Origin of the sequence: Aurantiacibacter flavus, from assembly GCF_039710615.1 — a bacterium.
GTDB classification, from domain to species: Bacteria; Pseudomonadota; Alphaproteobacteria; order Sphingomonadales; family Sphingomonadaceae; genus Alteraurantiacibacter; species Alteraurantiacibacter flavus.
The window spans coordinates 29,236-50,464 of the sequence record NZ_JBDLBR010000004.1 but is presented as its reverse complement, the minus strand read 5'-3'; the positions used below and the strand labels follow the sequence as shown (position 1 = coordinate 50,464).

The following is a 21,229-nucleotide window of genomic DNA, read 5'->3' as shown; positions in this document are numbered from 1 at the left end:
GTCAGGCGAGTCCCAGTACCTTTGCTGCGTTGGCTTTCATGATAGAGGGCATGACTTCCTCGCGGAACCCCACTTCTTGGGCATGGGCGATCCACTTGTCCGGGTGGATCAGCGGGAAGTCGCTGCCGAACAGCATCTTGTGTTTGAGCTGGGTGTTCGCATAGCGGATTACCTGTTCGGGGAAGTACTTCGGGCTCCAGCCTGAGAGGTCGATGAAGACGTTATCCTTGTGCAGCGCCATCGACAGGCTCTGGTCGACCCACGGCCAGCTTGGGTGGGCAAGGATGATCTTCATATCGGGGAAGTCCACCGCGACATCGTCGACCAGCATCGGCTCGCCATATTTCAAACGCAGACCGCCGCCGCCGCGCATCCCCGTGCCCATGCCCGAATGGCCGGTGTGGAAGATTGCGGGCAGCTTGTATTCGTTGATGACCTCGTAGATCGGGTAGCCGACCGGGTCAGCCGGATGCGCGTTCTGCGCGATGCCGTGGAACTTGAAGCCCTTCACGCCATGGTTCTCGATCAGGTCGAGAGCTTCGCGCGCGCCATACTTGCCCTTGTGCGGGTCGATCGAGGCGAAGGGAATGCAGATATCGTCGTTCTTGTTGGCAAGCTCGGCGACCTCGTAGTTCGAGACGCGCTTGGCGCCCATGCCGCTCTCGCAATCGACCGTGAACATGCAGAAGGCAATCTGACTTTCGCGATAGAGCTCGATGATCTCGGGCATTTTGGGCCGTTCGCGCGGGGCCTTGAAATAGGCGCTGGCGGCATCGAAGAACTTGCCCATCACCGGGTCTTCCGGATCGTGGCACGAAACCTCGGCGTGAACATGCACGTCGATCGCGCGGATTTTGTCGAGGTCTATGGGCATCGCTGTTCCTGGCAAAAGAAAACCGCCCGGCCCGAGCTTGTCGAGAACCGAACTTCCACTTCAGCCTAGGCTAGAAGAAAAAGCGGCGCTTCGACAAGCTTGGTACGAGCGGCAATGGTAGGGGAGCACGAGGCTCCCCATCCCGGTTGCGCAAATCAGAGCTTCATCATCACCGACTTGGTTTCGAGGTAAGCTTCAAGGCCGAGGCGGCCCTGCTCGTGTCCGACGCCCGATTCCTTGTAGCCGCCGAAGGGCAGCGCCGGGTCGATCATGGCGTGGCAGTTCACCCACACAGTGCCGGCCTGCAGGCGGCTGGCGATGCGGTGCGCGGCCGAGGCGTCCTTGGTCCACACGCCGGCGGCGAGGCCATACTGCGTGTTGTTCGCGTCCTTCACCACCTCGTCGAGGTCTTCGAAACGCTGGGCCACGACCACCGGACCGAAGATTTCCTCGCGCACGACGCTCATCTGCGGGTTCACGTCGGTGAGGATCGTCGGGTTGACGTAGTATCCGTCACCGCCCGGGCTGTCGCCACCCATGACCACCGAGGCACCGTCGCGCTTGCCTGCGTCGATATAGCCCATCACGCGGTCGAACTGCTCAGACGAGACCACCGGGCCCATGTGGGCATCGGGATCAAGCGAGGGGCGAGGTGCCCAGAAGTCCTTTGTTTCGGCCATGCCTTCGACGACCTTGTCGAACACCGACTTGTGCGCATAGAGGCGCGAACCGGCAACGCAGACTTGCCCTGAGTTGAAGAAGATCGCACCCGCCACGCCCGGCGCGGTTTCGGCTACATCGACATCAGGCATGACCACGACCGGGCTCTTGCCGCCCAGTTCCAGCGTCACATGCTTGAGCGTTTCGGTGGCGTTACGGTTGATCAGCTTGCCGATCTCGGTCGAGCCGGTGAAGGCCACCTTGTCGACATCGGGATGCTTGACCATGCGGTCGCCGCCGGTGTGGCCATAACCGGTGATGATGTTGACCACGCCAGCGGGCACGCCCGCTTCGTGGATCAGATCGGCCAGACGCAGCGCGGTGAGGCTGGTCTGCTCGGCAGGCTTGAGGACGGTGGTGCAACCGGCGGCCAGCGCCGGAGCGATCTTGAGGCAGGCCATCAGCAACGGGAAGTTCCAGGGCACGATCTGCGCGCAAACACCCACCGGCTCCTTCAGCGTGTAGGCGAACATCATGCCGCCCGGCATCGAATAGGGGGCCTGCGTCTCTCCGCCGATCTTGCCGGCCCAACCAGCCATATAGGTGAAGTGCGCAGCAGCGCCGGGGACGTCGACCGCAGCGGCCATGCCCTTCGGCTTGCCCACGTCGATCGCTTCCAGCTCGGCCAGCTCTTCTGCATTGGCAAGGATCAGGTCGGCGATCTTGTGCATGATCTTTTCGCGCGCGACTGGCGGCATGTCGCGCCAGCGGCGGTCGTCAAAGGCGGTGCGGGCGGCGGCGACGGCGCGATCAACGTCCTTGTCGGTCGCTTCGACGACCTTGGAGATGACCTTGCCGGTCGAGGGGTCTTCGACGTCGATTGTGGCATCGCCGGTGCTGTCGACCCATTCGCCGTTGATGTAGAGCTGGGGCGCGCGGTCGAGCGCTTTCTTCACCGCGCCCGAATATTCGGGCTGGGTGCGGTTGATGGTAGTAACTTCGTTCATGAGAATTCTCTCCTTTCCCATAGCGACTCGAGCCGTGACCCGATTGACATTAACTCTTAGATAGCAACGCAACCGTGGCCATTCTACCAGCGCGCCGCAACAATAACGCTCGTTAGTATGATGGATGCGGCGAGTCGAGCTTCGACCCGCCGCATGCGGCCAACTATTCCTGCGCGCCAATTCCGCCCAGTTGCTTGTCCTCGTTGGCGCGGAAGATCACGTATTGGCGGATGCCCTCGATCCGCTCGCGCGAGAGGCTGTCGGCAAAGCTGACCATTCCGTTCAGCTCAAGGGCCCCATCGTGGACGATTGCCTGCCAGGTGTCGGCGCTGTTCAGCGCAGCCGACCGGCGCAGGTCAGGGAGCACGGTGGAGCCGATCACGGCATCGCCGTGGCAGGTCCCGCAATAGCGGCCATAGTCGTAGGTCGCCTGAGTGAGCTTGGCGGGATCGCCGGTGAAGGCGGGCGGATCGAGAGGGCGGCGCACCAGCGGCGGCGCTTCGGGCAGCTTGTCGGTGCCGCCGAGCTTGAACACCAGCAGCCGCGAGATGTTGGGCACGGGTCCGCTTGTCTCGTTCAGAATGCCGCCCGGCGCGAGCGCCCAGATGCCGCCCCAGCCAGCCATCACCGCGACATACTGTTCGCCGTCGATCTGATAGGTAATCGGAGGCGCGATCACGCCGGTCTGCGCGGCAAAACTCCACTTCTCCGAACCGTCGGCCGCATTGTAGGCCTTCACGTCGCCTGCGGCGGTGCCCTGGAACACCAGCCCGCCGCCGGTCGCGAGCAGGCCGCCATTCCACGGGCCGGGATACTGCACGCGCCAGCGCTCGGTCTGCGTCACCGGATCCCACGCGATCAGCGCGCCCTTGGTGCTGGCCGCAGCACCTTCGCGCACGGCCTCGATAGCGGGCATACCTCCGGCTGACTGATCGACGCCCACGTTGAACCCGCGCTTCGGGTCGGGTTTCCAGTTGACCTCTGGGAAGTAGGGAAAGGCTGCCTCGATCGCCGGGATATAGACCAGCCCCTGGCTGGGGTTGAAGGCCATGGGGTGCCATGAATGCCCGCCGCCAGCGCCGGGGGTGGAGACGAAGGGTTTGCCCGTGTCGCCATAGCGCGCTTCGGGCACCTCGATCGGGCGACCGGTGGCCATGTCGATGCCGGTGGTCCAGTTCTGCGGCACGTAGTTGTCGGCGCTTATCAATTCGCCCGTGTCGCGATCGATGACGTAGAAGTAGCCGTTCTTGGGGGCCTGCATCAGCACCTTGCGCGTGCGCCCGTCGATTTCGAGATCGGCCAGCATGATGTGCTGGGTGGCGGTGAAGTCCCAGGTCTCGCCGGGCGTCGTCTGATAGTGCCAGACATATTCGCCCGTTTCAGGGCGAATCGCCACGATGCTGGAGAGGTACAGGTTGTCGCCGCCGCCGGGGCTGCGATAGGCCTGGTTCCATGGGGACCCGTTACCGGTGCCAAGATAGAGCAGGTCAAGCTCGGGGTCGTAAGCCATGGAATCCCACACGGTGCCGCCGCCGCCGAACTTCCACCATTCGCCGTTCCACGTCTCGCGCGCCTCGGCGAGATATTCGGGCTCGGTGCCTTCTTCCTCCGGGCCACCGGGCACGACGTAGAAGCGCCAGTCCTGGTCGCCGGTTTCGGCATCGTAGGCGGTGATATAGCCGCGCACGCCATATTCGGCGCCGCCATTGCCGATGATCACCTTGCCCGCCACCACGCGCGGCGCGCCCGTAATGGTGTAAGGCTTGGACTGATCGACCGTGACCTTGGACCAGACTTCCTCGCCCGTCTCGCGATCAAGCGCGATCAGGCGGCCATCGAGCGTGCCGAGGTAGAGCTTGTCGCCATAAGCGGCGAGGCCGCGGTTCACGACGTCGCAGCAAGCCTTCACCGCCGTTTCGCCCGGCACCTGCGGATCGAAGTCCCACAGCGGCTCGCCGGTGGTGGCATTGTAGGCCTTCACCTTGCTCCAGGCGGTGGTGACGTAGATCTTGCCGTCGATCACTAGCGGAGTGGCTTCCTGGCCGCGCGCGGTGTCCATGTCGGCGTGCCAGGCAAGCCCCAGTTCGCTCACGTTGTCGAGATTGATCTGGTCGAGCGGACTGTAGCGCTGCTCAGCATAGTCGCGCCCGTAGGTCAGCCACTCGGAATTGTCGCTCGCCGCGTCAAGCAGCATCTCGGTGGTCACGCCGCCAGCGTCTTCGTCGGTCGCCGAACAGGCTGCCAGCGCCAGTGCCAGTACGGCGCCCGAAGCGGCTTTCAACAGGTGCATCTTTCCTCTCCTTGCGCGCGCAGCGCCGGTCAGATGCCGATCCATGCGCGAAACCCTATTCAGCGTTACAGTTGCCCCGCCACAGGGGTCAAGTGACGGTTTGCGCGAGTGTGTAATATGCCCGCTACGACCGCGCGCGAGCGAACGCGCTTGCGCAATCGCTCGCAACGCGCCATCTGTCATGGGTCAGTCGAGCGCGAGCCCGCGTTATGACCCTGGCTTTGCATTTTCGCATATAGCCAAGACAGGACTACACACATGACCAGACAATTGCCCCTGCGTGCCGACCACGTCGGCTCCTTCCTGCGTCCGCAATCGGTGATCGAGGCGCGCGAACATCGCGCTGCCGACAACATCTCCTACGAAGAGCTGCGCAAGGTGGAGGATGCCGCCATCGCCGACCTCGTCAAATGGCAGGAAGGCCTCGGCCTCAAGGCCATCACCGATGGCGAGTTCCGGCGCTACTTCTTCCACACCGACTTCCTGCTGAAGCTTGCGGGCGTGGAGGAGCGCGGTGGCCTCAAGAAAGCGTTCAAGAACGATGCCGGCAAGGACGTTTCGTTCGCCCCCCCGGTGATGGTGGTGACGGGCAAGATTGCGCATCAGGCCCCGATCCAGCTAGCCGACTATCAGTATCTCGCCAGCCAGGTTTCTGCGCCGGGCGCCGTGCCCAAGGTGGCGATCCCCTCGCCCACCATGCTGCACTTCCGCGCCGGGCGTTCGGGCATTCCCGAAGACGTCTATCCCGAGATGGACGAGTTCTACGCCGATGTCGCCGCGGCCTACCGAGCCGAGGTCGATTCGCTGGCGGAGGCGGGGTGCCGTTATATCCAGATGGACGACACCAACCTTGCCTATCTGTGCGACGACGAACAGCGCGCAGATGCGGCCAAGCGCGGGCTCGATCCCGATGCCACCACGCGTCAGTATGCCAAGCTGATCAACGACAGCTTTGCCTCGGCCCCTGCCGACATGCTGCGCGCCATTCACCTGTGCCGCGGCAACTTCCGCAGCTCGTGGGCGGCCGAAGGCGGCTACGAGCCGGTGGCCGAGATCATGTTCAACGAACTCGATATCGACGCCTTCTTCCTCGAATACGACGATCCGCGCTCGGGTGACTTTGCTCCGCTGCGGTTCCTGCCCAAGGGCAAGACCGTGGTGCTCGGCCTCGTCACCACCAAGCTGGGCGATCTGGAAACCAAGGACGACATCAAGCGCCGGATCGACGAGGCGACCAAATATGCCTCGCTTGATCAGCTTGCGCTGAGCCCGCAGTGCGGCTTTGCCAGCACCGTGCACGGCAACGACATCTCGACCCAGCAGCAGGCCGACAAGATCGCGCTGTGCATCGATGTGGCGAAGGAAGTCTGGGGCTGATTTTCAGCACCGGTCGATAGACCAAACGAAAGGGGCGGCTTCCGGATCAGGAAGCCGCCCCTTTTCTGTTTGCGCCGGGCCTAACGGCCCGGCGCCGTGAATGCAGTTTAGAATTCCTTCTTCACCGTCACCGCCCATTCGCGCGGACGGGCCGGAGTGGCGATACGCGCGCCTGTGTTGTTGCGCTGGTCGAACACCGAGTAGAAGTAATACTCGTCGGTGAGGTTAGTCACTTCGAGCGCCACCGAGAGGTCCTCACCCTCGTTGCGCCAGGTCAACCGGGCATTGGCAGTGGTGAAGCTGGGTAGGGTTGCAACCCGGCGAGTAGGACCGGAGCCTTCGAAACCGGCGAAGGTCTCGTCCTGATACTGCACGTCGAGGCGCGGCGTCAGCGAGCCCGCGTCACCCAGTTCGATGCGGTACTGTGTCCCGATCGAAGCCTTCCACGGCGGCATGCCAGTTCCCGGATCGTCGAGCGTGGCACCACTGGCCGTGTTCACTTCAGTGTAATCGAAGTCGATATGGCTCGCTGCCGCATCGATGGTCCAGCCATCCACTGGTTCGGCAAACAGTTCGACTTCGATGCCCTTGATGTCAGCACTGCCAAGGTTCACGCGGCAAGCCGAAGGCGTATCGTTTGGCGGGGCCACACCCGGGCACGGGCTCGCGGGTGACTGGATGTCCGTGTACTTGTTGAGGAAGGCCGATACGTTGAGGCGCACGCGGCGATCGAGGAAGTCGGACTTGAAGCCCAATTCGTAGGCGGTCAGTGTTTCGGGTCCGAACGGTAGCAACTGGAAGGCGTTGAACGGACGCGGGTTGGAACCGCCGCCTTTGAAGCCGGTCGCAACCGAAGCATAGACCAGCAGCGCATCGCTGAAGCGGTAATCAAGTGCAACGCGGTAGTCGATCTGATCGCCCGAGTAATTGGCAACATTGCCCGTCAGAGCACGCAGCTCTTCGGTGGTATTGCCATTATTGTTGCAATCGTTCGTATCGACGCCCTCGAAACCTGCCCCGCAGGCAGCGCCAACCGGATCGAGGAAGCGGTTGATGGTGCCGTCCAAGTTATAGCGGAAATAGGCCTGATCCTTCGTTTCCTCGGTGTAGCGGACGCCCGCGTTGAGGTTCAGGTTAGGCATAATTTCCCATGCCAGATTGGCAAAGACTGCCTTGGCATCAGCATCGACCGTGTCGGGCTGGCGGAACTGCAGCGGATAGACCGGCACGTAGCGCAGATCCTGCACCGAATCGTAGACCGAGGACTGTTCGAAGTAATAGCCACCCAGCGTGAGGAAGACCGTTTCAGTCGCCTCGATGTTCAGCCGCAGTTCCTGGCTGAAGCTCCAGTTCGTCAGGTTGTTGGTGCCGAATCCAGTGCGTGTCGGCGCAATGTCTCCATCGGGGGTCCATTCGGTTTCGAACTCGCGGTAGCCCGTGATCGAGACAAGCTGGAGCTTTTCGGTAATGTCCAGGTTGCCTTGGCCCGAAATGCCCCACCCGCGATAGGTCGTGCGATTTGATCCCGAGGTTGCAAGGAGCGGAGTTCCGTTGGCGCCGAAAATGTCTCCGGGAGGCGTCGGCAACTGGGAAATAAACGGGTCGCCCGCAGCCTGTTCATTGACCTGGAAGTTGCAGAACGGGCCGCAAATAAAGCGGTCGTCCAACGGCAGGCCGCCGGGCGACAGGATGTTCGGGTTGGCGTTTGTTGTAGTGTCGGTGATCACCTGGCCCGCGGCGGTGGTATCCTCGTTGGTGTAGTCGCCAATGATGGTGAAGTCGAAAGTATCGCTTGGTTCCCACCGCAGGATAGCGCGTGCGGCCTGATAGCCAACGCCGCCGAGCTTTCCGACTACGCAGTCATCGGTCGTCACAACGCGCGCTTCACCGCCCGCCGGATTGTATTCCACCGTCTGGCCCGCGCTGTTGACGAATGTGTCGCCGCCGCCAGCGGGATAAACGCAGCCGAAGTCGAGCTGGTCCACATAGCCGTCCTGCTGCTTCGAAACGCCCGAAATACGGGCGAACAGCGTGTCGGTGAGCGGAAACTCGGCGCCTGCGCGCAGGGCGATCTTGTTGCGGATGCCGTAGCTGGCCTCGACGAAGCCCGAGGTGCCGCCGGTCGGCAGCTTCGAGTACATCTTCACCGCGCCGCCGATCGAGTTGCGGCCCGACAGCGTGCCCTGCGGACCGCGCAGGATTTCCACCCGGTCAAGGTCAAGCGTGTCGAAGATCGCGCCGGTCAGCGAGGGGTAGTACACATCGTCGATATAGATGCCGACGCCCGGCTCGTAGGCGGGATTGAAGTCGGTCTGGCCGATGCCGCGGATCGAGGCCGTTACCGAAGGCCCAAAGGCGGCGGTCTGCGGACGGATCTGCACGTTCGGCGCGGAATCTGCGATGGTTGCAAGGTCGGTCTGGCTCTTGGCTTCGAGCTGATCGGCCGTGACGGCGGTGATCGCCAGCGGCGTGTCCTGCAGCGCCTGTTCGCGGAACTGTGCGGTCACGATGATGACGTTGTTGGCGCGTGCGCCTTCTTCGCCGTCATTGTCCTGCGCCTGTGCAGGCATCGTAAGGCCAAGAGCAAGTAACGGCATGCCATAGGCAAGCGTTCTCAAACGCGTGTTCATCAGATATCTCCTCCCATATCGCGGGCCGCACAGGCAGCCCTCCCATTTCAGCGCTCCGCGGATTGTGGCGCGGATTGCCAAACTCATCACAAGTCGTTCGTTTTTTATCCAGCAGGGCAGGCAACGATTCGACGCCACCCCAACCTGGCATCACCCTAATACAATATAGCAAGACTGCTTTGTACAAGTAACTAATTTTGCGCGTGCATGGATTTGACGCGTTGGTCAATCAACCGTCGCCAGAAAATCATAGAATATTGCAATGATGTTGCTTATCCGACACACCGCTCAGTGGCCCGTTTGCCACAGAAGCATGGCCGGTCGGAAATATGAGAAGGGGCGGCCTTCTATACGGAAGGCCACCCCCAATCTTAGGTCTGAACCTTTAGGAAGGAATCAGAATTCCTTCTTCACCGACACGCGCCATTCGCGCGGCGCGCCGACTTGGGCATAAGCCGTTCCGGCGAAGCCATAGACCGCGTCAAACCGGTTCGGAGTGTAGTACTCGTCGAACAGGTTGGTGACCTCGAGTGAGATCGCCAGGTCTTCCGGTTCGTTGCGCCAGGTCAGACGCGCGCTGCCGAGCGTGTAACCGTCGATATACTGGAAGTCGGTGTCGACCGCATCGAGCCCGTGCCCGGCGAACTGGTCGCCGCGATAGGCCACGTCGAAGCGCGGCGTGATCGAACCTGCGTCACCCAGATCGGCGCGATACTGGATGCCGAAGCTGGCCTGGAATTCAGGCGTAACGATCGGATCGGTCAGCGTCACGCTGTTGCCGACGGCACCGTCGATCGAGGTGTACTCCGAATCGAGCAGGCTGGCCGAAGCGTCGATGGTCAGGCCGTCGACAGGCTCGGCAAACAGCTCGGCTTCAGCGCCCCAGATCTTGCCGTCGCCGGCGTTGGCGATGACCGCGCAGGGGCCGCCACCGTAGTCCGAGCAGTCCGACAGGCCGAGCTGGATATCGGCATACTCATTATAGAATGTCGCCAGGTTCAGACGCAGGCGGCGGTCGAACAGATCCGTCTTGAGGCCGAACTCGTAGGAGGTGACGGTTTCGGGATCGAAGCTGCCCTGGATCGCGTGCTGCGGCAGGAACGGACGCGCGGTGACACCGCCACCCTTGAAGCCCGTGCCCACGGTGACATAGGCCAGAACCTGGTCGCTGAAGCGGTAGTCGGCCGACAGACGCCAGTCGACGCGATCACCGTCGTAGACCGAGGTCAGGCCGTCGAGGTTCTCGACGCCTGAGCCGACGGGGCCAGTCGTGCCATCAAGCCGCTTGCGCGAGAACGTGTAGTCCTTGTGCTCCTCGGTGTAACGCAGGCCGCCGGTCAGCGTCAGTGCGTCGGTCGGAGTGACGATCACCGTGCCGAATACGGCCTTGGTATCGGCGTTGACCGGGTCGTTGCCGCGGAATTGAAGCGGGTTCGGACCGAGGTAACGGATATCCTGGATCGTGAAGTAGGTGCTCTTCTGATCCGAATAGTAACCACCCACAGTGAGGTCGGCGATGTCGCCCAGCTCGGCGTTCACGCGCAGTTCCTGGCTGAAGAACCAGAAGTCGAGATCGTTGAAGCCGCCAGCCGCACGGGTCAGCGTCGGGGTGAAGTCGTCGTCGGTGCCCCATGTGTTGTTGTATTCACGATAGGCGGTGATCGACTGGATCTGGATGCTGTCGTTCACGTCGTAGTCGACGTGACCCGAAACGCCCCAGCCTTCGAACTCGTTGCGATAGCCCTGCAGCCAGTTACCTGCGTTGCCCGCCGCCGGCAGATACCAGCTGGCATAGGTGCAGGTCGGGCCGCACAGGAAGTTCGACGCATCGCCTTCGGCGACGATCGGCACCTCGCCCGCGCTGGCGCGGTTCGAGTACTGATAGTCGGCGATCACCTGCACGTCGATCGCAGTGCCCTGATAGCGCACCGCGGCGCGGGCGCCCGAGTAGTTGGTCTCGCCTAGCTTGTCGACGACGCAGTCGGCGCCAGTGGTGTAGGTCGGCAGGATGCCTTCCGGGTTGCCGGGGTTGGCACAGCCATAATCGATCATATCGATGTAGCCGTCCTGCTGCTTGTGAACCGCCGAGAAGCGGGCGAACAGGTTGTCGGTCAGCGGGAAGTTGGCGCCAGCGCGCGCTTCGAGCCGGTTGCGCGAGCCGTAGCTTGCTTCGGCATAGCCCGAGGCGATGGCATTGGGCTTCTGGCTGAACAGCTTGATCGCGCCGCCGATCGAGTTACGGCCGGTGAGGGTGCCCTGCGGGCCGCGCAGCACTTCCACGCGCTCGAGGTCGAGCAGGTCGAAGTTGGCGCCGGTCAGCGAGCCATAATAGACGTCGTCGATATACATGCCCACGCCCGGTTCGTAGGCGGGGTTGAAGTCGAACTGGCCGATGCCGCGGATCGAGGCGCCGAGCGAGTTGCCATAGGCACCGCCCATCGGCTGCAACGTAACGCTGGGAGCCTGCGCGGCGATCTGGGCGATGTCGTCCTGGTTACGCGATTCGAGCATTTCGGCGTCGACCGCGGTGATTGCGAGCGGGGTGTCCTGCAGGCGCTGTTCGCGGAACTGGGCGGTAACGACAATTTCCGTGGTGGTGCGCGTCGATTGCGCTTCCGTGTCCTGCGCAAAGGCCGGGGTGGCAATCGCCATCGTGCCGAGCGAGGTGCCTGCCGACAAGATCAAGGCAAGCGAACGGGAAAGGGGGTAAGCCAAAACATTCTCTCCTAGGGGTTGCACGGCTTTCGCGTGGGGACGCGAATCCGTTGGCGCGCGCCCTAGGCGGTCTTGCGGAGAAGATGAATTTGCTGCGGCAGGATAAAGTCAAATTGACTTTGTCCTGTGGCGAAAGAGCCACACACGAGGCCCCTGGGCCGGCGAACCTTGCAGATTGCTTAATAGCATCCACACGAGAGCTTAAGTTTCCGCCGCATATGCAGGGTTGCAAGAGTGAGCGAGAGGAGAAGCTTGCGATGATGGCGACGGTAACCGAATCCCGCGTGGCAAAACAGCCCTTGCCGGGCCAATGTGTTATCGCTGACCGACGGTTCTCCGTGTCGATTACGCAGTTGACCAGCCAAAGTTGTGAAGCGCAATTTGATGCCGCCGATCAGGATGGGTGGAACTGCGAAGATGGCTTCTGCAAACTCACTATTGCCGACCAGCTGACGATCAATGGTCGTGTGGTCGCGCACAACGACAATAGCGTGCAGATCGGCTTCTTCGGCCATATTCACCCGATTGCCGTCGCGAAGCTTAAGGGCTCCGCACACTAGCCGCACAAGCGGCCGTGCGGCTCACCCCTTGATGCGAAACACGGCGCGAGCGTTGTCTTCCATCAGCATCTTCTTGTGCTCGGCGCTGATCGTCATGCGGTCGTAGGCGGCGACCTCGTCGTAGCTCTGCTGATAGGGGTAATCCATCGCATAGAGCACGCGGTCCGGACCCAGCACCTCCTGACAGAACTTGATTGCCGGCTCCCAGCCAACGCCGCTGGTGGTGATCCAGATGTTGGTCTTGAAGTAATAGCTGGCCGGATGCTTCAATCGCCGGATCTCGCTGTCGCCAAACAGGCCGGGGCGGGGGCGGCCGTCGGCATTGCCCTGCATCCAGTCGAACCGATAGAGATGGAGGGGCATGCATTCGCCCATGTGGCCGATCACCAGCCGACGCTTGGGAAAGCGGTCGAACGCGCCTGACATGACGAGGCCCATCGTGTGCAGCCAGACATCGTGCGGAAAGCCGCCCAGCGCGCCGAAGAACCCGCGCTTCTCATAACGCGCGCCATTGAAAGGTGCGGTGGGGTGGATGTAAAGCGCCAGATCGTTGGCCTCGAGCGCTTCCAGGATCGGCCAGAATTCCGGCTCGTCGAGATAGTGGCCCTGCCAGTGCGAGTTGAGCACCGCCCCGTTGAGACCGAGCTTGGCGGCACGCTCAAGCTCTTTCACGCTGCCCGCAACGTCGCGCGGATCGAAGGCGGCGCAGGCGGAATAGCGGGTGGGATGGTTGCGGCATGCTTCGGCGGTGATGTCGTTGGCCTGGGCGGCGAGCGCAGTGCCGTCGCCGGGGTTCACCACCTGCACGCCCGGCGCGGTGAGGAGAAGCAACTGCCGATCGATCCCGAGCTCGTCCATGTGCGCGAGCCGCAGGTCGCCTAAGTCCTGCAACATCTCCTGCAGGCTGGGCATCTTGGCGAACATGCCTGCCATCTTCAGCGAATCGTCGGAAGGCGCGGCGCCGCTTTCGAGATAGGCGACTTGCGCCTTCACCAGATCAGGAAAGGTCCATGCCTCCTCGCAGGCGATCCGTTGGTAGGGCGCATCGCGCAGCACATGGCCCGCGTGCGGGGCGAGGCCCGTGCGGGTGCGGTGGCTGAAATCCTCGCGGAAGTGGCCCTAGAGGCCTTTCTCGTTACCATCTTCGAGTTTGGTCATCGGTCTCTCCCCTGCCAAGGAAATGCCTGACCTGCCACAGGATCAAAACATCGTGTTCTCGTTCAGGGCTTCCTCCGGCACCGGCTGGAGCACGTCCCAGTGTTCGACCAGATAGCCATCCTTCACGCGATATATATCCACCACGGCAAGCCCGCGCTCTTCGGGCGCGCGCTTGAAGTGGTAGTGCACGGCAACCAGCGTTCCGTCGGCCTCCTTATCGCCATAGATCACGCGTTTGACCTCAAGCGTCATCTCGGGGTTGGCGGCCATGTGATCGGCCAGAACGGCAATGGTCGCATCGCGCCCGGTCGGGGAATTGGGATCGTGCTGGATGTAATCCGGGTGAACCCAGGCCTCGAAGCCCTTCACCAGTTCGTTGTTGTCGTAGAACACCTTGATGAAGCGGTCGGATACTTCGCGGTCGCTCAGGCTCTCGCGGTCAGTGGTGACGAGGGCCTGCTCGAAAGTGAGCAGTGCGGAGGCCTGGCTTACCTTGTCGGCCTCGATATCTGGCTGCTCGGTGCTCGCCTGTCCGCAGGCCGCCAGCGCGATGGCCAGCGAACCTGCGAAGACAAGCCGGGTCACTTGACGCTGTCGGCAAAGGCGATGCCGAACTTCGGGTGCGCGAAGTGCATCGGCACGTCCTGGCGATAGGGCCAGGTTTCGCGGTGCTGTTCGGGCGGGAGCAGGCGGTCGGGACCGAGCGGATCTTCGGGGAAGGTCTTGGCCGCTGGCTGCAGGTGCGCAGTGGTATGCGCCCAACCGTTCTCATAGTCGCCTTGCCACTGCATCATGTAGTCGAGCCGCTGGATCTTCCACACGCCATCGACCTTAACATAGTCGTTCTCGTAGATGCCTGCTTCCATGAACTGCTGCGGCATGAACTCTTCCTTGGTGTCCTGGAAATCGTCGTGCCAGCCGCCGAGCAGGATACCGTGGAAGCGGCCCTTGGCGGTCTTGCCATCGGGGGCGACGGTGATGATGTCCTGCATCTGGAAATGATCGAGCAGCAGCCCGTTGACGGGGCCGGGCTTGCCGCCGGTGAAGCGTCCGGCGATCCAGTCGCCATAGAGCCGCTTGACTCCGGCATGGCCGACATATTCGCCCGACAGGAACACCACGCAGCCGTCTTCGGAAAACAGCTCGGCCACCTCGTCGGGGCGGTTGAAATCGATGTAGTAGCCATAGGCCCAGTGCAGGCGGCGGATCGCGGCCATGTCTTCCAGTTCGGTGACGCGCTTTTCAAGCGCGGCGAGACGGCCTTCGGTGTCGCTCATATCGACTCTCTCCCTGATTGGTCTATGTAGCTTCCTAACGATTGATACGATCATGGCGAGAGGAAAATTGACGATGTCCGAAACTGCTGCCCTGAACGGTGCCGACTTCCGGAGCGAATGGGAAGGGCGCGTAGCTTTCATTACCGGGGCTGCGACCGGGATCGGCCTCGGCACAGCGCAGGCCTTCGCCGATGCCGGGATGAAGCTGGCGCTGTCTTACCGCAACGAGGACGACCGCGCCGCCACCGAGCAGTGGTTCGCTTCGCACGGCCACGCAAAGCCGCTGTTCATCAAGCTCGACGTGACAGACCGCGAGGGTTTTGTCGCTGCCGCCGATGAAGTGGAGAAGACGTTCGGCGAAGTGCATGTGCTGGTGAACAACGCGGGCGTCTCGGTGTTCGGCCCCACCGACGAGGCTAGTTACGACGATTTCGACTGGATCATGAACGTGAACTTCGGCGGTAACGTGAACGGGATCGTCTCGTTTCTGCCGAAGATCAAGGCGGCCTCGGGCCGTCGCCATGTGGTTAACGTGGCCTCGATGGCGGCTTTCCTGCCGGGGCCGCAAGCGGGCATCTACACCGCCAGCAAGTTCGCCGTGCGCGGCCTGACCGAGAGCCTGCGCTACAACCTCGCCCCGCACGGGATCGGCTGCTCGCTGTGCTGCCCCGCGCTCACCCGCACCAACGCCTGGAAGAGCGCTCAAAAGCGGCCCGACGACTTCGCCGAGAGCGGCTTTGCCCCGGCGAAGGAAGGCGAGCTGGAGCAGTTCGGCACCGCCTTCGAACTCGGCATGGACCCCTATGAGGTGGGCGCCAAGATCCTGCGCGGGATGACACTGCAGGACGGCCTCATCCTGACCCACCCCGAGCATGGGGTCGACTTCGCCGAGGAATATATGAAGCAGGTGAAGGCGCTGCCGATCGAGGCCTGTCCTCCCGGCCGCGCCCGGATCGAGCAGTTGCGCCGCGATGCGATGCGGGCGGCCGATGAGGGGCTGGTCATCGCGATGGACGACCTGACCTGACCGTTGGACCCGGGCGTCGATTGCGGTAAGCTGCGCGCGTAACAGTCGCCCGGGAGAACAGTTATGTGCACGCAGGATCAGCTCACCAAAATGCCCGCCGTCAATCGCCGTCAGTTCGCGGCGCTCGGTGCCAGCGGCGCGCTCGCCGCCTGCACGCCGATGGACGCCACCGGGGCCACCGCCGCGGGGCTGACCGAGCGCACAGTGACCTTCGCCGCGCCCGGCGGCACCTTCGATGGCGTGTTCATCCATCCCGCCGAAGGCCGCCATCCGGCGGTTATCCTATGGCCCGATATCGCAGGCTTGCGTCCGGCCAAGGTGATGATGGGGCGCAGGCTGGCCGAGGCAGGCTATGCCGTACTCGTCGCCAATCCCTATTATCGTTCGGTCGCGGGCCAGCAGTTCGAGGACTTCGACGCCTGGCGCAATGGCGGCGCGATGGAGGCGGTGGCCCCCTGGCGCGAGAAGAACACGCCCGAAGCGGTCGCGGAAACCGCTGCCGCCGTCGTTGGCTGGCTCGATGCGCAGGACGCGGTCGATACCGAACGCGGGATCGGCAATCAGGGCTATTGCATGACCGGCGGCTGGACCATCATGGCCGCTGCCGCCGTGCCCGGGCGGATCAAGGCTGCCGCCAGCTTCCATGGCGGCGGGCTGGTCGGCGAGGAGGACAACGCGCCGGTCAACCTGCTCGACGACATGGCGAGCGATGCCGGCGCTCTTATCGCCATCGCCAAGAACGACGACGCCAATGCCCCCACCGATAAGGATGCGCTCAAGGTGGCGGGCGAGGCGGCGGCGGCCGATGTCACGGTTGAGGTCTATCAGGGCGACCACGGCTGGACCGTGCTCGACAGTCCCGTCTACGACGAAGCGGAAGCAGAACGTGCTTGGGCCGCGCTGCTGGCGCTCTATGCGGACAAGCTGTGAGCCCGGTAGGGCTTTGCGCGAGATCAAGGTTAGCACGCTAACGAGGCCATATCCCCACTGGTGACAGAGGGCGCCATCGCGCCGAAAAACCGCTGAGGGGATCAAAAATGCGCATTACAGTTCTTGCTACAGTCGCCGCCACCACGATGCTTGCCGCCTGTTCGAGTGGGGCCGAACCCGAGGACGTGATCGCCACGATCCGCGCCACCGAACAGGCGCAGCTCGATGCCATTGCCGGCGACGACCTTGTGGGGATTGCCCGGCTCTACGCCGACGATGCCGTGCTCGTTCGGCCCGACGGAACCCGGCTGGTCGGCGGCGCCGCGATTGCCGATGCCTACGGCGATCTCGTTGCCGACCCTGCGTTCCACATCGAGGTGACGCCGGCGGATGGCTGGGCCTCGAGTGCTGAGGATGTGGCAGCCCTCGCTTCCAACGTCGATATCACCGTGACCGACCCCGAAAGCGGCGAGCCGATGACCGAGCACATGATCAGCCAGACCGTGTGGACGCGCAAATCCGGCGGGACATGGATGATTCGCTCCGCCATCAACGCTCCGCGCGCTGGTGATCGGGCCGATGTCGCGACCCCCATGGAATCCGATGTCGAGGCGGATGTTGCACAAGACCCACAGGAAGGCTGATCGCGGCGCCCAGTCTTGTTTGCCAGGTTAACGAGACATTGACCGCGCATAGACGCTTTTTGCCGAAGTGTGCGGTCAGCTACCTTGAACAGGCTGTCACCTAATAAGCTCGCACGAATGAAAGTCGCAGCCCGAATCGGTGCGCGGCATCAAGTGCGAGGAAAAGCATGAAGACATACGATCGCGGGTTCGCGGGTTGGTTGGCCGGAAAGTCAATCTCTAAGCGGCTAGGTTTCCAGGCGATGGCCGCCGTTGTGCTGGGCGTTTTCTTGATTGCGGCAGTCGGGATCGGCTCCTGGCTTACATACCAGATGACGAAGAAGGACGATGCCTATTCGCAGGCGGCCCTCCAGTCAGCCCTGCTTGAGAAGGACTTTGCCTCGCTCGAGCGTGACGCTTTCAAGTATGCGCTGGTGCGCGACAGTGAGACCGAGAACGGTTTCCGCAGCAACTTCGCCGATATGCATAGCTCGATCGACGAATCGCGCGCGGTGGTACAGACTGATATGCTCGCGCAGCTCGACGAAGTCGAACGGCTGACAGACGCCTATGGCGAAACCATCGACTTCGTGGTCAGCAATGATCGTGTAGACGGGGGCGGCGTTACGCGGATCATGGAAGCAGGCGCGATGGTCGACAATGCCATCGAGGTCGTGCGCGACGAGGAAATCCTGCGCGCCGATGCCATCACCGCCGAGCAGCACAAACTGGCGCTTGCCGTGGTCATTGCCACCGTGCTCATCATGGTTATCTCCTGCGCGGTCCAGATATTCCTTGCCGGGCTCATCAAGCGCCTGATCGGCGGCGAAACCGGTGCGCTGATCGGTTCTATCGGCCAGATCGAGGCGGGCAACCTCACGGCTCGCGTCCCCTATGTGGATCGCAGCGACGAGATCGGGGAACTTGCCCGCGCCAGCGAGCGCCTGCGCGAGGCACGCGTTGGCCAGGCACGCAAGGAGCAGGAAACCCAGCACATGGTGGAAGCCTTCGGCGAATGCCTCGGTCAGATGACCAAGGGCGATCTCACCGTGAGCCTGCCCGAGCTGGGAAGCGACTATGCCGCCCTGCGCAGCAGCTTCAACGACACCGTTATGCAGTTGCATGATACGATGAATTCGGTGTCGGCCTCGGCTGGTTCGGTTCGCAGCGGTTCGATGGAAATCCGTCAGGCGTCGGACGACCTGGCTGCGCGTAACGAGAAGCAGGCCGCAGAGCTGAGCCGGATCACCGAATCGGTGGTTTCGATCAGCGATGGCATGGCCACTTCGGCTACTTCGGCCGACACTGCCGCCCGTAACGTCGATGCGGCGATGACCGAAGCGCGCGGCGGCGGCGAGATCGTTGCCCGTGCCGTCACCGCGATGGATACGATCGAAAGCTCCACCAAGCAGATCGGCAATATCATCTCCGTGATCGACGGGTTCAGCTTCCAGACCAGCCTGCTGGCACTCAACGCGGGTGTCGAGGCGGCGCGCGCTGGCGAGGTGGGACGTGGCTTTGCCGTCGTCGCCAACGAAGTGCGTGACCTTGCCCAGCGTTCGAGCGAGGCAGCCGAGGAAATCCGTCAGCTGATCAATAGCTCGATCGCCGAGGTCGCCAGCGGCGCCCAGCTGGTGCGCGACACGGGCACGGCGCTTGACCAGATCATCCAGCGCATTGCCGATGTGGCCACCACCGCCAACGAGATCAGCCAGGCGCTGTCGAGCCACGCCGGCAGCCTCGAAAATGCCAAGTCGGCGATGGGCGAGATCGATCGTTCGACGCACCAGAACGCGGCCATGGCCGAGCAGTCGAACGCGGCGGCCCGCCAGCTCGCGTCCGAGGCTGACAATCTGACCCAGCTCGTGACGCAGTTCCGCCTGTCGGGTTCCAATGCCCGGGTGCTGGCCGACATGGCCTCCAAGCGGGTGAACAGCGAGAGCCCGGCGCCCCGGCCTGTCGCCATCAAGGCTGCCGTGCCTGCGGTCAGCGGCAACCTCGCGCTCGCGGTCGAGCCTGAAGCTAACGACGATCAGGACTGGTCCGAGTTCTGATCCCGGCCGCGCCACAGGCGAACACCCAAACATAAGGCCGAAGGGCCAAAGGAAAAATCCATGATTAGATTTATCGCGCGCAAGTCTGTGCTTGCCGTTCCCTTTACTGCGGCTGTGCTGGCCGCATCTCCGGCAGCAGCCGAAGACAGTGCAACCGGCTTCGATCTCGAAGGCAGCATTCGCGTACGCTACGAAGCGATGGACGGAAATTACCGTCCGGGCGGTATTGAGAACGATGATATCGTTCTGATGCGCAGCCTGCTGAAGGGGACCTACAGCTGGGATGGTTTCCGGGTCGGTGCGACGGTGCAGGATTCGCGCGGCTATGCCAACGACCTGACGACCCCGATCGGCTCTTCCGACATCAACGCGCTGGAAGTGATCGAGCTCTACGCTGCGCTCGACATCACCGAGACCACCACGTTCACCATCGGTCGCCAGACTCTCAATCTGGGGTCCAAGCGTTTGATCGGCAATCCGAACTTCCGCAATGCGGCCAACGGGTTCACCGGCGCGCGGCTCGACTGGTCGGGCTCGGGTGAGTTCACGGCCTTCTATATGCTGCCGCAGCAGCGCCTGCCGTCTGACGCGGCCAGCGTGATCGACAACGAGGTAGAATGGGATCGCGAGAGCATCGACCTCGCGCTTTGGGGGGCTTTCTACAGTCGCCCGCTGACGGATGACCTCGCGCTGGAAACCTACGTCTATGTGCTCGACGAGGACGATGCGCCTGGCATCGCGACGCGCAACCGCCACCTGATCACGCCCGGTGCCCGGCTGGTCAGCGATGGGGGACGCGGAAAGCCAGATGTGGAGCTGGAAGCGGCCTACCAGTTCGGCAACATCCGCACGGGCAGCTCGGCTACGGCGCCAGAGGTCGATGTCGATGCCTGGACGCTGCACGCCGAAGTTGGCTACACCTTCGACAGTGACATGAAGCCGCGCCTCTCGGCCTTTTACGACATGGCGACAGGCGATGATCCCGACAGCGCCGACTACAACGCCTTCGATCCGCTGTTCGGCCCCCGCTATGGCGACTGGGGTCCGAGCGGACTGTTCGGACCGCTCGGACGCAAGAACATCTCCAGCCTCGGTGCGCAGCTTGAGGCGAAGTTCTCGTCGCGTGTCGATGCGCAGGTGCAATATCGTCGTGCCTGGCTGGAGGAGGCGACCGATGCCTTCTCCTACACCAAGGTGCGCGATGCCACTGGTGCTTCGGGCTCCGATGCCGGATCGCAGCTGCAGGGCCGCCTGCGCTGGTGGATCATTCCGGGGCTGCTGCGTAACGAGCTGGGCGGCGGCGTGCTGTTCAAGGGCGACTTTTTCGACACTGCGCCCAACGCCAATGGCTTTGGCAACACGCAGTACGGCTATAGCGCTCTCGAGCTGAGCTTCTGATCGTAGCGAGAATCGCTCGCCGCCAGCGGCGGGCCGTTAGCTCCGATAGATAAAACGCAAGCGAGCCAAGCAGTTACCGGGCGTGAACCGGAGCTGCCTGGCTCGCTTCGTCGTGCGTGCGGCACACAATCTGCTTTTTGATCTCTCTCTGTGCCCGTCCCGTCGCTGGCGCGATTGCGCAGCCGTCCGGGCCTGCTCAACTCAGTGCAGCGGGGCGCCAAGGGCCCTTACGGCCCAGACTAAGGAGTGAGACTATGAAGACCTTTGTGACACTTGCCGCCGGTGGTTTGCTGTTCGCATCGCCAGCAATCGCGCAAGTGGCGGATAGCGCAGCGGAAGCCGAAGCTCCGGCGGCGGATGCGGCCACCTTCACCGACGAGGAAATCGGCATGTATGCCGAAGCGGCAGTCGAGATCAGCGAGCTGCACGGCGATGCTTCGCTTGATGCCGAGGCGCGCCAGAACGGCGCTCTCGCGGTGCTCGAACAGAGCGGGCTCGCGCCTGAACGTTTCAACGAAATCTCGGATGCGGCCCGAACCGATCCCGAGCTGGCTCAGCGCGTTCAGCTCGCGATTGCCAGCGTACAGGGCGATCCAGGCGCCTGAGGCCAATTTTTCCTAGACCTGCCGCGCACCAGTACCCCTGCGCG

The 21,229-nt window shown here is 62.9% G+C and carries 16 protein-coding genes; 8 read left to right on the top strand and 8 right to left on the bottom strand.

Translation table 11 applies throughout. The annotated features are described in order from the left end of the window. Position 1: 1 nt before the first annotated feature. The 3 genes from ABDJ38_RS12115 to ABDJ38_RS12105 all read right to left on the bottom strand — a co-directional run bounded on the left by ABDJ38_RS12115 (position 2) and on the right by ABDJ38_RS12105 (position 4,831). On the bottom strand, positions 2-874 hold the full coding sequence (locus ABDJ38_RS12115) for an amidohydrolase family protein (RefSeq protein WP_346785375.1): 873 nt from the start codon (positions 872-874) through the stop codon (positions 2-4). Positions 875-1,029: 155 nt separating this feature from the next. Next, positions 1,030-2,541: an aldehyde dehydrogenase family protein gene (locus ABDJ38_RS12110; protein ID WP_346785374.1), complete on the bottom strand. Its 1,512-nt coding sequence runs from the start codon at positions 2,539-2,541 to the stop codon at positions 1,030-1,032. Between the two features lie 163 nt (positions 2,542-2,704). Next, positions 2,705-4,831 carry a PQQ-dependent dehydrogenase, methanol/ethanol family gene (locus ABDJ38_RS12105; protein WP_346785373.1) on the bottom strand — a complete coding sequence of 709 codons (2,127 nt, stop codon included), beginning with the start codon at positions 4,829-4,831 and terminating at the stop codon, positions 2,705-2,707. Between the two features lie 258 nt (positions 4,832-5,089). Between ABDJ38_RS12105 and ABDJ38_RS12100 the strand changes: the two genes are divergently transcribed. Beyond that, positions 5,090-6,208, top strand: a complete 1,119-nt coding sequence (locus ABDJ38_RS12100) for a 5-methyltetrahydropteroyltriglutamate--homocysteine S-methyltransferase (RefSeq protein WP_346785372.1) — start codon at positions 5,090-5,092, stop codon at positions 6,206-6,208. Between the two features lie 107 nt (positions 6,209-6,315). Here ABDJ38_RS12100 and ABDJ38_RS12095 read toward each other — a convergent pair whose 3' ends face one another. Further along, positions 6,316-8,838 carry a TonB-dependent receptor gene (locus tag ABDJ38_RS12095; protein WP_346785371.1) on the bottom strand — a complete coding sequence of 841 codons (2,523 nt, stop codon included), beginning with the start codon at positions 8,836-8,838 and terminating at the stop codon, positions 6,316-6,318. A 396-nt stretch (positions 8,839-9,234) separates the two neighbouring features. Beyond that, on the bottom strand, positions 9,235-11,553 hold the full coding sequence (locus tag ABDJ38_RS12090; protein WP_346785370.1) for a TonB-dependent receptor: 2,319 nt from the start codon (positions 11,551-11,553) through the stop codon (positions 9,235-9,237). Positions 11,554-11,810: 257 nt separating this feature from the next. On the opposite strand from ABDJ38_RS12090, the gene ABDJ38_RS12085 reads away from it, so the two are divergent. Then, entirely contained in the window at positions 11,811-12,113 is a 303-nt protein-coding gene (locus ABDJ38_RS12085) for a hypothetical protein (protein WP_346785369.1), read from the top strand. A gap of 21 nt (positions 12,114-12,134) precedes the next feature. Here ABDJ38_RS12085 and ABDJ38_RS12080 read toward each other — a convergent pair whose 3' ends face one another. The 3 genes from ABDJ38_RS12080 to ABDJ38_RS12070 form a co-directional block, all read right to left on the bottom strand. Then, entirely contained in the window at positions 12,135-13,169 is a 1,035-nt protein-coding gene (locus ABDJ38_RS12080) for an amidohydrolase family protein (RefSeq protein WP_346785368.1), read from the bottom strand. A gap of 144 nt (positions 13,170-13,313) precedes the next feature. After that, positions 13,314-13,856: a nuclear transport factor 2 family protein gene (locus ABDJ38_RS12075; RefSeq protein WP_346785367.1), complete on the bottom strand. Its 543-nt coding sequence runs from the start codon at positions 13,854-13,856 to the stop codon at positions 13,314-13,316. Further along, positions 13,853-14,548, bottom strand: a complete 696-nt coding sequence (locus ABDJ38_RS12070; RefSeq protein WP_346785366.1) for a nuclear transport factor 2 family protein — start codon at positions 14,546-14,548, stop codon at positions 13,853-13,855. Before ABDJ38_RS12070 ends, ABDJ38_RS12075 begins: the two co-directional genes overlap by 4 nt. A 73-nt stretch (positions 14,549-14,621) precedes the next feature. Between ABDJ38_RS12070 and ABDJ38_RS12065 the strand changes: the two genes are divergently transcribed. From ABDJ38_RS12065 to ABDJ38_RS12040, 6 genes are all read left to right on the top strand, one after another. Continuing rightward, positions 14,622-15,575 carry an SDR family NAD(P)-dependent oxidoreductase gene (locus ABDJ38_RS12065; RefSeq protein WP_346785365.1) on the top strand — a complete coding sequence of 318 codons (954 nt, stop codon included), beginning with the start codon at positions 14,622-14,624 and terminating at the stop codon, positions 15,573-15,575. A 63-nt stretch (positions 15,576-15,638) separates the two neighbouring features. Beyond that, positions 15,639-16,505 (top strand): dienelactone hydrolase family protein, encoded by an 867-nt coding sequence (locus ABDJ38_RS12060; protein WP_346785364.1) that lies wholly within the window; start codon positions 15,639-15,641, stop codon positions 16,503-16,505. Positions 16,506-16,612: 107 nt separating this feature from the next. Next, positions 16,613-17,149, top strand: a complete 537-nt coding sequence (locus ABDJ38_RS12055; RefSeq protein ID WP_346785363.1) for a YybH family protein — start codon at positions 16,613-16,615, stop codon at positions 17,147-17,149. A gap of 167 nt (positions 17,150-17,316) precedes the next feature. Next, positions 17,317-19,182, top strand: a complete 1,866-nt coding sequence (locus ABDJ38_RS12050) for a methyl-accepting chemotaxis protein (RefSeq protein ID WP_346785362.1) — start codon at positions 17,317-17,319, stop codon at positions 19,180-19,182. A 60-nt stretch (positions 19,183-19,242) separates the two neighbouring features. After that, complete coding sequence (locus ABDJ38_RS12045) at positions 19,243-20,580, top strand: alginate export family protein (protein ID WP_346785360.1); 1,338 nt, start codon at positions 19,243-19,245, stop codon at positions 20,578-20,580. Between the two features lie 254 nt (positions 20,581-20,834). After that, positions 20,835-21,185, top strand: coding sequence for a DUF4168 domain-containing protein (locus tag ABDJ38_RS12040; protein ID WP_346785359.1), 351 nt, complete (start codon positions 20,835-20,837; stop codon positions 21,183-21,185). The last annotated feature ends 44 nt before the right edge of the window (positions 21,186-21,229 follow it).